Below are 11,563 nucleotides of genomic sequence, written 5' to 3'. Positions count from 1 at the left end.
GAAAGTCAAAGGATAGAGATCATGGCAAAAGGCAAGTTTGAACGCACCAAGCCGCACGTGAACGTCGGCACCATCGGTCACGTCGACCACGGCAAGACCACCCTGACGGCGGCCATCACGACCGTTCTGTCGACCAAGTTCGGCGGCGAAGCCCGCGGCTACGACCAGATCGACGCGGCTCCTGAAGAAAAGGCTCGCGGCATCACCATCAACACCGCCCACGTCGAGTACGAAACGGAAACGCGCCACTACGCGCACGTTGACTGCCCGGGCCACGCCGACTACGTGAAGAACATGATCACGGGCGCGGCGCAGATGGACGGCGCGATCCTGGTGGTGTCGGCCGCTGACGGCCCGATGCCGCAGACCCGCGAACACATCCTGCTGTCGCGCCAGGTGGGCGTGCCCTACATCATCGTCTTCCTGAACAAGGCTGACATGGTCGACGACGCCGAGCTGCTCGAGCTGGTCGAAATGGAAGTGCGCGAACTGCTGTCGAAGTACGACTTCCCGGGCGACGACACCCCGATCATCAAGGGTTCGGCCAAGCTGGCGCTGGAAGGCGACAAGGGCGAACTGGGCGAACAGGCCATCCTGTCGCTGGCCCAGGCGCTGGATTCGTACATCCCGACGCCGGAGCGCGCGGTTGACGGTTCGTTCCTGATGCCGGTCGAAGACGTGTTCTCGATCTCGGGTCGCGGCACCGTGGTGACCGGCCGTATCGAACGCGGCGTGATCAAGGTCGGCGAAGAAATCGAAATCGTGGGCATCACCCCGACGGTCAAGACGACCTGCACGGGCGTGGAAATGTTCCGCAAGCTGCTGGACCAGGGCCAGGCTGGCGACAACGTCGGCATCCTGCTGCGCGGCACCAAGCGTGAAGACGTCCAGCGCGGCCAGGTTCTGGCCAAGCCGGGCTCGATCACCCCGCACACGGAATTCACCTCCGAGGTGTACATCCTGTCCAAGGAAGAAGGCGGCCGCCACACCCCGTTCTTCAACGGCTACCGTCCCCAGTTCTACTTCCGTACGACGGACGTGACGGGCACGATCGACCTGCCGGCCGACAAGGAAATGGTTCTGCCGGGCGACAACGTGACGATGACCGTCAAGCTGCTGGCCCCGATCGCCATGGAAGAAGGCCTGCGTTTCGCCATCCGTGAAGGCGGCCGTACCGTCGGCGCCGGCGTGGTCGCCAAGATCATCGCCTAAGTAGCACCCATCAGCGAAGGCGGCTCAGTCCTCCCCGGCCGCCTTCGTCTTTCGTTCTTTAGGAAACGCCATGAAAAACCAAAAGATCCGCATCCGTCTGAAGGCTTTCGATTACAAGCTGATCGACCAGTCCGCTGCGGAAATCGTCGATACCGCCAAGCGTACCGGCGCCGTTGTCCGTGGCCCCGTGCCGCTGCCCACGCGCATCCGCCGCTACGACGTCCTGCGTTCGCCGCACGTGAACAAGACGTCGCGCGACCAGTTCGAGATCCGTACCCATCAGCGCCTGATGGACATCGTGGATCCCACCGACAAGACCGTTGACGCCCTGATGCGTCTGGACCTGCCGGCCGGCGTCGACGTCGAAATCGCGCTGCAGTAAGACCGCAAGACCTTCGAGCCTGCTACCTTCGCCGGCAGGCCCGGAAAAAGAAAAGCCGCATTCCCCGGAATGCGGCTTTTTTGTTTGTGGCGCGCAACGGTCAATCGCGCTAAGTGCTTGTGCTGCCTGAAAAAAACGTGCTAATATGCGAAGCTTGCCATTTTGTGGCAAGAGCAGCTATGGAAAAAAGGCAGGCGGGTTCGATTTTCAGAGCCATCGTGCCTTTGACCAGGTTGAACATAGTCGTAGGGCAGAGGCCGTTACCCTTTGCCTGATTAGCCCCGACCAATCGCAGTCGGGAATGGAGAAAACGATGTCGAATTCGACACCCACGCCCGCCGCTCACCGGCTGGGGCTGGTGGGTCGCAAGGTCGGCATGACCCGCATTTTCACCGAGGATGGCGAATCCATTCCGGTGACCGTGCTGGACGTGTCGAACAACCGCGTGACCCAAGTTAAGTCGCTGGAAACCGACGGCTACGCCGCGATCCAGGTGGCTTATGGCACTCGTCGTGCCTCGCGCGTGGCTCAGCCGCAAACGGGCCACTACGCCAAGGCCGGCGCTGAAGCCGGCAGCATCCTGAAAGAATTCCGCCTTGATCCCGCCCGCGCCGCCGAATTCGCGGCTGGTGCCGTGATCGCCGTGGAATCGGTGTTCGAAGCCGGCCAACAGGTCGACGTCACGGGCACCACCATCGGTAAAGGCTTCGCCGGTACCATCAAGCGCCACAACTTCGGTTCGCAGCGCGCGTCGCACGGTAACTCCCGTTCGCACCGCGTCCCGGGCTCGATTGGTCAAGCTCAAGATCCGGGCCGTATCTTCCCGGGTAAGCGCATGGCCGGTCACCTGGGTGATGTCACCCGCACCGTTCAAAACCTCGACGTCGTTCGCGTTGACGCTGAGCGCGGCCTGCTGCTGGTCAAGGGCGCCGTCCCCGGCCACGCTGGCGCCGACATCGTCGTGCGTCCGGCCATCAAGGCCCCGGCCAAGAAGGGAGCGTAAGTAAATGGATCTCAAGCTCCTGAACGACCAAGGTCAGGCCGCCGCGACTTTCAGCGCGCCCGACACGATCTTCGGCCGCGACTTCAACGAAGCCCTGATTCATCAGATCGTGGTGGCCTTCCAGGCCAACGCCCGTTCCGGCAACCGCGCTCAGAAGGATCGTGCCGAAGTCAAGCACACCACCAAGAAGCCCTGGCGCCAGAAGGGTACCGGCCGCGCTCGCGCCGGTATGACCTCGTCGCCGCTGTGGCGTGGGGGTGGTCGGACTTTCCCGAACTCGCCCGAAGAGAACTTCAGCCAGAAGGTCAACAAGAAGATGTACCGCGCCGGGATCCGCTCGATCCTGTCGCAGCTGGCTCGCGAAGACCGCATCGCCGTCGTCGAATCGTTCGATCTGGAATCGCCCAAGACCAAGGCCGCCGCTGCAAAGCTGAAGAGCCTGGGCCTGGACTCGGTCCTGATCATCACCGACAGCGTCGATGAAAATGTTTACCTCGCCACCCGCAACCTGCCGCACGTTGCCGTTGTCGAGCCCCGTTATGCCGATCCGTTGTCGCTGGTCCACTACAAGAAAGTGCTGATCACCAAGCCGGCCATCGCTCAACTCGAGGAGATGCTGGGATGAACGCTGAACGCTTGATGCAAGTCATTCTGGCGCCGATCGTGACCGAAAAGGCCACCTTCGTTGCCGAGAAGAATCAGCAAGTCGCTTTCCGTGTCGTGGCTGACGCTACCAAGCCGGAAATCAAGGCTGCCGTCGAACTGCTCTTCAAGGTGCAGGTCGAGTCCGTGCAGGTCCTCAACCGTAAGGGCAAAGTCAAGCGCTTTGGCCGATTCGTTGGCCGCCGCCGCAATGAGCGCAAGGCCTACGTCTCGCTCAAGGACGGCCAGGAAATCGACTTTGCGGAGGTGAAGTAAATGGCCCTCGTAAAAGTTAAGCCGACTTCGGCTGGCCGCCGTGGCATGGTGAAGGTCGTCAGCCCGAACCTGCACAAGGGCGAGCCCTACGCGCCGCTGCTGGAAAAGAAGACCCGTGGCTCGGGCCGTAACAACAACGGCCACATCACGGTCCGCCATCGTGGCGGCGGTCACAAGCAACACTACCGTGTCGTCGACTTCCGTCGCGACAAGGATGGCATTCCGGCCAAGGTCGAGCGTCTGGAATACGACCCCAACCGTACGGCGCACATCGCTCTGCTGTGCTACGCCGACGGCGAACGTCGCTACATCATCGCTCCGCGCGGCCTGGAAGTGGGCGCCACGCTGGTCTCGGGCATCGAAGCCCCGATCCGCGCCGGCAACACCCTGCCGATCCGCAACATCCCGGTGGGTACGACCATTCACTGCGTCGAAATGATCCCTGGCAAGGGTGCCCAGATGGTCCGCTCGGCCGGCGCTTCCGCCGTCCTGCTGGCCCGTGAAGGCGTCTACGCTCAGGTCCGTCTGCGCTCGGGTGAAGTCCGCCGTGTGCACATCGAGTGCCGCGCCACCATCGGTGAAGTCGGTAACGAAGAACACAGCCTGCGCCAGATCGGCAAGGCCGGTGCAATGCGTTGGCGCGGTGTCCGCCCGACGGTCCGTGGCGTCGCCATGAACCCGGTGGATCACCCGCACGGTGGCGGTGAAGGCCGTACCGGTGAAGCACGCGAACCGGTCAGCCCGTGGGGCACTCCGGCGAAGGGTTACAAGACCCGTCGCAACAAGCGGACGAACAATATGATCGTCCAACGGCGCAAGCGCAAGTAAGAGGCGAACACTATGTCACGTTCGATCAAGAAAGGCCCGTTTGTCGATGCTCACCTGATCAAGAAGGTGGACACGGCCGTCGCGGGCAAAGACAAGAAGCCGATCAAGACCTGGTCGCGTCGCTCGACGATCCTGCCCGAGTTCATCGGTCTGACGATCGCTGTGCACAACGGCAAGCAACATGTTCCCGTGTACATCAACGAGAACATGGTCGGTCACAAGCTGGGCGAGTTCGCGCTGACCCGCACGTTCAAGGGTCACGCCGCGGACAAGAAGGCGAAGAGGTAAGCGATGGAAACTACTGCCATTATCCGTGGGGTTCACATCTCCGCTCAAAAGACGCGCCTGGTTGCGGATCTGATCCGCGGCAAGTCCGTCGCGCAAGCGTTGAACATCCTCACCTTCTCGCCGAAGAAGGCCGCCGCCATCCTGAAGAAGGCTGTCGAGTCCGCCATCGCCAACGCCGAGCACAACGACGGCGCCGATATCGACGAACTGAAGGTCACCACGATTTTCGTGGACAAGGCCCAGTCGATGAAGCGCTTCTCCGCTCGCGCCAAGGGCCGCGGCAACCGTATCGAGAAGCAGACCTGCCACATCACGGTCAAGGTCGGAGCTTAAGGAGTCACGATGGGTCAGAAAATTCACCCCACTGGGTTCCGTCTCGCGGTCACCCGTAATTGGTCCTCGCGTTGGTTCGCCGACGACAAGGCCTTCGGCTCGATGCTGGCCGAAGACATCCGCGTGCGCGAGTACCTGAAGAAGAAGCTCAAGAGCGCCTCCGTCGGTCGCGTGATCATCGAGCGTCCCGCCAAGAATGCCCGCATCACCGTCTACTCGGCTCGTCCGGGCGTGGTGATCGGCAAGCGCGGCGAAGACATCGAAAGCCTGAAGGCTGATCTGCAGCGCCTGATGGGCGTGCCCGTGCACGTCAACATCGAAGAAATCCGCAAGCCGGAAACCGATGCTCAACTGATCGCCGACTCGATCTCGCAACAGCTCGAGAAGCGCATCATGTTCCGCCGCGCCATGAAGCGCGCGATGCAGAACGCCATGCGTCTGGGTGCCCAAGGCATCAAGATCATGAGCTCGGGCCGTCTGAACGGTATCGAAATTGCCCGCACCGAGTGGTATCGCGAAGGCCGTGTGCCGCTGCACACGCTCAAGGCCAACATCGACTACGGCACCTCCGAAGCCCACACCACGTACGGCGTGATCGGCATCAAGGTCTGGGTCTACAAGGGCGACATGCTGGCCAACGGCGAACTGCCGCCGGAAACCGCCGCCCCGCGTGAAGAAGAACGTCGTCCGCGCCGCGCTCCGCGTGGTGATCGTCCGGACGGTGCTCGCACCGGTCGTCCGGGTGGTCGTGGCCGTGGTCCCCGCAAGGCGGACGCTGCTCCGGCGCCTGAAGGAGAATAACCATGCTGCAACCCTCTCGCAGAAAGTATCGCAAAGAGCAGAAGGGCCGCAACACCGGTCTGGCGACCCGCGGCACCAACGTGTCGTTCGGCGAATTCGGTCTGAAGGCCACCGGCCGTGGCCGTCTGACCGCCCGTCAGATCGAAGCCGCTCGTCGTGCCATCAATCGTCACATCAAGCGTGGCGGCCGTATCTGGATTCGTATCTTCCCGGATAAGCCCATCTCGCAGAAGCCTGCCGAAGTCCGTATGGGTAACGGTAAGGGCAACCCGGAGTACTGGGTCGCCGAAATCCAGCCCGGCAAGGTGCTCTACGAAATGGAAGGGGTTAGCGAAGAGCTCGCGCGTGAAGCTTTCCGCCTGGCCGCTGCCAAGCTGCCGATTTCGACCACGTTCGTCGCGCGTCATATCGGTGCTTAAGGAGTACTAAGATGAAAGCCAGCGAACTCCGTTCGAAAGACGCCGCCGAGCTCGGCAAAGAGCTCGAAAGCCTGCTGAAGGCACAATTCGGTCTGCGTATGCAGAAGGCCACGCAGCAGCTTGCCAACACCAGCCAGCTGCGCAACGTGCGCCGCGACATCGCGCGCGTGCGTACCTTGCTGACCGAGAAGGCAGGGAAATAAAGATGAGCGAAACTCAAAACACCCAAGTGGCCAAGCGCCAGCGTACGCTGGTCGGCAAGGTCGTCAGCAACAAGATGGACAAGACTGTCGTCGTGCTCGTCGAGCGCCGCGTCAAGCACCCCATCTTCGGCAAGATCATCATGCGTTCCGCGAAGTACAAGGCGCACGATGAATCGAACCAGTACAACGAAGGCGATACGGTTGAAATCGCTGAAGGCCGTCCCATCTCGCGCTCGAAGTCGTGGCGCGTGGTGCGTCTGGTTGAAGCCGCACGTATCATCTAAGTGAAAGCAGTTTGTCGGAACGGTTCGCCGTTCCGATAATGAAACGGCAAGGGATCAAACCCTTGCCGTTTTTTTTGCGCCGTGCGGAAGTGTGGCGGGGCTTGTTTTCAGCGGTGGGCCATCTCCCGCAGCCGGCCCGCGATGCCGGTGGGAAAGTAATACACCGACACCACGAACAGGATGCCCAGCCACAGCAGCCAGCGGTCGGGTTCGAACAGCAGGGCCAGCGGCGCGACGCCGGAGACCAGGCCGTGCACGTGGTGCAGGCCGTCCTGCAGATAGCTCTGGGCGAATACGAACAGGCTGGCGCCCACCACCGCGCCATACATGGTGCCCATGCCGCCGATCACCAGCATCAGCAGGATATTGAGCATGATCTCGAACGACAGCGAGGCGTCGGGGCCGTTGTAGCGCAGCCAGAGCGCGTACATGGCGCCGGCCAGCGTGGCGAAGGCGGCCGCCAGGAGATTGGACAGGCTGCGGTACAGCACGGTGCGGTAGCCGATGGCTTCGGCGCGGAAAGGGTTCTCGCGGATCGCCTGCAGCACGCGGCCGAAGGGCGAGTTCACGATGCGCAGCAGCAGCAGGAACAGCACCAGGCAGACCGCGGCGATCAGGTAGTAGGTGATGATGCGGCCGTCCACGTTCACGCCGAACAGCGGTTCGGAGAACGGCCGGAAGGCCGGGCGCAGCATCTGCGGCACCTTGAAGCTCAGGCCGTCCTCGCCGCCGGTCAGGTGCGACAGCTGCGACACCAGGGTCTGGAACGCGGCGGCCACCGCCAGCGTGATCATGGCGTAGAAGATGGCGCGCACCCGCAGGCTGGCCAGGCCGATCAAGAGCGCGAAGGCCAGCGACACCGCCAGGCCGGCGGCCGTGCCGGCCAGTATCGCGGTCCAGCCGGGCTCCATGCGCACGCTGGCGATGGCCACGCCATAGGCGCCGATGCCGAAGAACATGGTGTGCGCGAAACTGACGATGCCGGTGTAGCCCAGCAGCAGGTCGTAGCTGGCCACCAGGATCACGAACACCAGGATCTTGGCGGCCACGGCCAGCGACTTCGGGCCGGGAAACAGAAAGGGCGCGGCCGCCAGCGCGGCCACGATCGCGATCAGCAGCAGCGTCAGCACGGCGCTGCGGGGAGGGTCGCCGGAAAGCAGGCGTACGGACATGTCGGTTCCTAGCGGTTCGTGACCGGATACACGCCCTGCGGGCGCCACAGCAGGATGGCGACCATCAGCGCGATGTTCGAGAACAGGGCGGCCTTGGGCATCAGAAAGCCCGTGTAGTTGGCCATCAGGCCCACCAGCAGCGCGCCGATCAGGCAGCCCACGGTCGAGCCGAGGCCGCCGATCATGATGACGATGAAGATCAGCACGTTGACCTGCGCGCCCAGCTGCGGCACCACCGACTGCTGGTACATGCCCCACAGCACCCCGCCCAGCCCCGCCAGCATCGAGCCGGCGACGAACACGCCCACGAACAGGTGGCGGATGCGGTAGCCCAGGCTTTCCACCATCTCGCGGTCTTCCACCCCGGCGCGGATCAGCAGGCCGAGCTTGGTGCGGTTGAGCAGCCACAGCATGCCGCCCAGCACCAGCAGTCCGGCCACCAGCGCCACGATGCGGAACTTCTCGATGGCGGCGTCACCCAGCAGGAACGCGCCGCGCATGGCCTCGGGCAGCGGCAGCGAAATCGTCTGCGGGCCCCACAGCATCTTGATGATCTCTTCGCCGATGATCATGCCGCCCATCGTGATCAGGATCTGCTTGAGATGCTGCCCGTACACCGGGCGCACGATGACGCGTTCGAACGCCAGGCCGACGGCGCCGGCCACCAGCATGCCGACGATCATGGCCGGCAGCACCGCGGCCAGGTTCACCCACAGGCTGCCTGACTGGGTCCAGTCGGCCATGGCGCCCAGCACCGTGGCCGCCATGTACGCGCCGATGGCGATGAACAGGCCGTGGCCGAAGTTCAGCACGTCCATCAGCCCGAAGACCAGCGTCATGCCGGAGGCCACGATGAAGATGATCATGCCCATCGCCAGGCCGGCCAGGGTCAGCGTGACCCAGGTCGACAGCGAGCCCACCAGCGGCAGCGCGATCGCCGCCAGGGCCAGCACCAGCAGCGCCGGGCGCAGGTCCGCGCGCACGCGCGGCAAGGGGGTATCGAGTTCCAGCGTGCTCATTGGTGGCTTCCCAGCGACAGGCCCAGCAGGCGCGTCTGCAATGCGTCGTCCTCGGCCAGCTGCGCCATGCTGCCGGCATGGACCACGCGGCCGTTGTCCATCACGGCGACGTGATCGCCCACGAAGCGGGCGAAGTTGAAGTTCTGCTCGACCAGCAGGATGGTGGTGGAGGCCTGCTTCAGTTCGATGAAGGCGTCGATCATGTTCCGCACGATGGCGGGCGCCAGGCCCTTGCTGGGCTCGTCGACCAGCAGCAGCCGGCGCGGCTCGATGATGGCGCGCGCCACCGCCAGCATCTGCTTCTGGCCGCCCGACAGCTTGCCGGCCGGGTGCAGCCAGAATTTCTTCAACGCCGGGAAGAAACCGAAGATCCATTCCAGCCGGGCGCTGTCGAGCTGGCTGGCGTTGCGCGCCTGGCGCGCCGCCAGCAGGATGTTCTCCTTGACCGACAGGTCGGCGAAGATGCCCATGTTCTCGGGCACGTAGGCCATGCCCAGGCGCGCCATGTCGGGCGGCGAGGTGCGCGTGCCGGGCCCGCCCACCGGCGCGCCGTCGAAGCTCACCTGGCCTTGCGAGGCGCGCCACAGTCCCATGATCGTGCGCAGCGTGGTGGTCTTGCCCGCGCCGTTGCGTCCCAGCAGCATGGTCACGCCGGCGGCGGGCACCGCCAGGTCGACGCCGTGCAGGATGTGGTAGGCGCCGATGTGCGTGTGCACGTCTTTCAATTCCAGCAGCGCTTGCGTCATGCCGCCTTCTCCGTGGGGCTCACGCCCAGATAGGCCTGCTGCACGATGGGCGAGGCGATGACTTCGGCCGGCTCGCCGTCGGCCATCAGGCGGCCGTTGTGCAGCACCACGATGCGGTCGGCCAGTTCGCGCACCACGTCCATCTTGTGCTCCACCAGCAGGATGGTCTTGCTTGCGTCGTTCTTGATTTCGCGGATCAGCTCCAGCACCACCGGCACGTCGTCCACGCTCATGCCGGCCGTGGGCTCGTCGAACATGAACACCTGCGGATCGAGCGCGACCAGCATCGCGATCTCCAGCTTGCGCTGGTCGCCGTGCGGCAGGTCGGCGGCCGGCTGGTCGCGGCGCGCCGACAGGCGGGTGCGCGCCAGCAGCGCGTCGGCGCGTTCGATCAGGGCGCGGTCGTCGCTCCAGGTGCGCCAGAAACGGATCTGGCGCCAGCCCAAGCCTTGCTGGCGCGACTGCAGCGCCAGCCGCACGTTCTCGTGCACGCTCAGGCGCGGAAACAGCTGGGTCAGCTGGAACGCCCGGCCCAGGCCCGCGTGCATGCGCGCCGGCGCGCCCAGCGCGGTGAGGTCGCGCCCGTTCAGGCGCACCGTGCCGGCGCTGGCGCGCAGCTGGCCGGAGATCAGATTGAAGTAAGTGGTCTTGCCCGCGCCGTTGGGGCCGACGATGGCCGTCAGCGTGCCGGGCGCGTAGCTGCAGCTGACTTCGTCGACGGCCACGTGCCCGCCGAAACGGATGGTGAGCGATTGGGTCTCCAGCATGGACGGATGCAGGCTCAGCGCTTGTTCTGGATGGGCACCGACATCTGGTCGGGCGTGATTTCCCTGACCAGGTCCTGCACCGCCCACGGCACCGAGGGATCGTTCTTGATGCGGAAGTGGTACATGGACTGCATGGCCTGGTGGTCCTCGGGGCGGAAGGTCATCTTGCCCTTGGGCGTGTCGAAGCTCATGCCTTCCATGGCCTTGATCAGCGCGTCGGTGTCGGAGTCGCCCTTGGTCCTGGCCAGCGCCGTCGCGATCGCGATGCCCGAGGCCATGCCGCCGGCGGTGAAGAAGTCCGGCGGCTGGCCGTAGCGCTTCTGGTGTTCGGCCACCAGCCAGTCGTTGACCGGGTTCTTGGGTATGCCGTAGTAGTAATAGGTGGCGCCTTCCATGCCGACCAGCGATTTCAGCGGCGTCATGGCCGCCAGCGTGTTGCCGCCGGTGGCGATCTCGATGCCGAAGCGCTGCGGGTCGAGGTCGGCGATCTTGAACGGGTTGCCGGCGCCGGCCCACAGGATGAAGATGATCTTGCGCCCGGGCTGGTCCTTCAGCGCATCGAACAGGCGCTGCGCGCCGGCGGTGAAATCGGTGGCGTTGGCCGGCAGATATTCCTCGTGCACGATCTTGGCGTTCTTCAGGGCGCTCTTGAACGCCTTGACGCCGTCGCGGCCGAAGGCGTAGTCCTGCGCGAGCATCGCGATGGAGGTGCCGGCCTGGTCGAAGGCGACCGCGTTGGCGATGGCGTCCTGCGAGGAATTGCGGCCGGTGCGGAAGATGTACCGGTTCCACTTGTCGCCGGTGATGGAGTCCGCCACGGCGGGCTCGACCAGCAGGATCTTCTCGTACTCTTCGGCGATCGGCAGCATGGCCAGCGCCACGCCGGACGACGTGGGGCCCACGGCGATGTCGGCATTGTCGTCGGCATAGGCCGAGGCCAGCTGGGCGCGGGCCACGTCGGGCTTGCCCTGGTTGTCCTTCTCGATGACGCGGATCTTGCGCCCGGCCACCGTCATGCTGCCCTGGGTCGCGTACTCCAGGCCCAGCATCAGGCCGGCCTGGGTCTGCTTGGCGTAGGCCTCCAGCGGGCCGGTCTTGTCGTAGACGTGGGCCACGACGAAATCCTTCGCCGCGGCCGCGGAACTCATGCACAGGCCGGCGAGCGCGGCGAGCAGTAGGCGTTTCATA

General features: G+C 64.4%; 17 protein-coding genes. 12 read left to right on the top strand and 5 right to left on the bottom strand.

Annotated features, from left to right (window positions below):
- Positions 1-21 precede the first annotated feature (21 nt).
- The 12 genes from tuf (at position 22) to rpsQ (ending at position 6,671) form a co-directional block, all read left to right on the top strand.
- The gene (gene tuf / locus AC1M14_RS26270) at positions 22-1,212 is read left to right on the top strand and encodes an elongation factor Tu (RefSeq protein ID WP_102775022.1); all 1,191 of its coding nucleotides are present in this window, start codon (positions 22-24) and stop codon (positions 1,210-1,212) included.
- 70 nt (positions 1,213-1,282) lie between these two features.
- A complete protein-coding gene (gene rpsJ / locus AC1M14_RS26265; protein WP_003806903.1) occupies positions 1,283-1,594 on the top strand; it encodes a 30S ribosomal protein S10 in 312 nt (103 codons plus the stop codon).
- 313 nt (positions 1,595-1,907) lie between these two features.
- Positions 1,908-2,597 carry a 50S ribosomal protein L3 gene (gene rplC, locus AC1M14_RS26260; protein ID WP_168202287.1) on the top strand — a complete coding sequence of 230 codons (690 nt, stop codon included), beginning with the start codon at positions 1,908-1,910 and terminating at the stop codon, positions 2,595-2,597.
- A gap of 4 nt (positions 2,598-2,601) precedes the next feature.
- Entirely contained in the window at positions 2,602-3,222 is a 621-nt protein-coding gene (gene rplD, locus AC1M14_RS26255; RefSeq protein ID WP_043541548.1) for a 50S ribosomal protein L4, read from the top strand.
- Entirely contained in the window at positions 3,219-3,515 is a 297-nt protein-coding gene (rplW, locus tag AC1M14_RS26250) for a 50S ribosomal protein L23 (RefSeq protein WP_006216557.1), read from the top strand. The genes rplD and rplW overlap by 4 nt, the downstream gene beginning before the upstream one ends.
- Complete coding sequence (gene rplB / locus AC1M14_RS26245) at positions 3,516-4,343, top strand: 50S ribosomal protein L2 (RefSeq protein WP_102775024.1); 828 nt, start codon at positions 3,516-3,518, stop codon at positions 4,341-4,343.
- Positions 4,344-4,355: 12 nt separating this feature from the next.
- A complete protein-coding gene (gene rpsS, locus AC1M14_RS26240) occupies positions 4,356-4,631 on the top strand; it encodes a 30S ribosomal protein S19 (protein ID WP_006216555.1) in 276 nt (91 codons plus the stop codon).
- A gap of 3 nt (positions 4,632-4,634) precedes the next feature.
- Positions 4,635-4,964, top strand: coding sequence for a 50S ribosomal protein L22 (rplV, locus tag AC1M14_RS26235; RefSeq protein ID WP_102775025.1), 330 nt, complete (start codon positions 4,635-4,637; stop codon positions 4,962-4,964).
- Between the two features lie 9 nt (positions 4,965-4,973).
- A complete protein-coding gene (gene rpsC / locus AC1M14_RS26230; RefSeq protein ID WP_006389609.1) occupies positions 4,974-5,765 on the top strand; it encodes a 30S ribosomal protein S3 in 792 nt (263 codons plus the stop codon).
- Positions 5,766-5,767: 2 nt separating this feature from the next.
- Positions 5,768-6,184 carry a 50S ribosomal protein L16 gene (rplP, locus tag AC1M14_RS26225; RefSeq protein WP_029579982.1) on the top strand — a complete coding sequence of 139 codons (417 nt, stop codon included), beginning with the start codon at positions 5,768-5,770 and terminating at the stop codon, positions 6,182-6,184.
- Positions 6,185-6,195: 11 nt separating this feature from the next.
- The gene (rpmC, locus tag AC1M14_RS26220) at positions 6,196-6,387 is read left to right on the top strand and encodes a 50S ribosomal protein L29 (protein WP_003806912.1); all 192 of its coding nucleotides are present in this window, start codon (positions 6,196-6,198) and stop codon (positions 6,385-6,387) included.
- 2 nt (positions 6,388-6,389) lie between these two features.
- Positions 6,390-6,671 carry a 30S ribosomal protein S17 gene (gene rpsQ, locus AC1M14_RS26215; RefSeq protein WP_006216549.1) on the top strand — a complete coding sequence of 94 codons (282 nt, stop codon included), beginning with the start codon at positions 6,390-6,392 and terminating at the stop codon, positions 6,669-6,671.
- A 107-nt stretch (positions 6,672-6,778) separates the two neighbouring features.
- Here rpsQ and AC1M14_RS26210 read toward each other — a convergent pair whose 3' ends face one another.
- The 5 genes from AC1M14_RS26210 to AC1M14_RS26190 are packed head-to-tail and all read right to left on the bottom strand — an operon-like array spanning position 6,779 to position 11,562.
- On the bottom strand, positions 6,779-7,843 hold the full coding sequence (locus AC1M14_RS26210; RefSeq protein ID WP_102775026.1) for a branched-chain amino acid ABC transporter permease: 1,065 nt from the start codon (positions 7,841-7,843) through the stop codon (positions 6,779-6,781).
- Positions 7,844-7,851: 8 nt separating this feature from the next.
- The gene (locus tag AC1M14_RS26205) at positions 7,852-8,862 is read right to left on the bottom strand and encodes a branched-chain amino acid ABC transporter permease (RefSeq protein WP_102775027.1); all 1,011 of its coding nucleotides are present in this window, start codon (positions 8,860-8,862) and stop codon (positions 7,852-7,854) included.
- Complete coding sequence (locus tag AC1M14_RS26200) at positions 8,859-9,608, bottom strand: ABC transporter ATP-binding protein (protein WP_479730697.1); 750 nt, start codon at positions 9,606-9,608, stop codon at positions 8,859-8,861. The genes AC1M14_RS26205 and AC1M14_RS26200 overlap by 4 nt, the downstream gene beginning before the upstream one ends.
- A complete protein-coding gene (locus tag AC1M14_RS26195) occupies positions 9,605-10,375 on the bottom strand; it encodes an ABC transporter ATP-binding protein (RefSeq protein ID WP_102775029.1) in 771 nt (256 codons plus the stop codon). Before AC1M14_RS26195 ends, AC1M14_RS26200 begins: the two co-directional genes overlap by 4 nt.
- A gap of 14 nt (positions 10,376-10,389) precedes the next feature.
- Entirely contained in the window at positions 10,390-11,562 is a 1,173-nt protein-coding gene (locus AC1M14_RS26190) for a substrate-binding domain-containing protein (RefSeq protein WP_479730696.1), read from the bottom strand.
- Position 11,563: the final 1 nt, after the last annotated feature.

Source organism: Achromobacter sp. SX5 (genome assembly GCF_056711425.1).
This window is presented reverse-complemented; position numbering and strand designations above follow the sequence as displayed.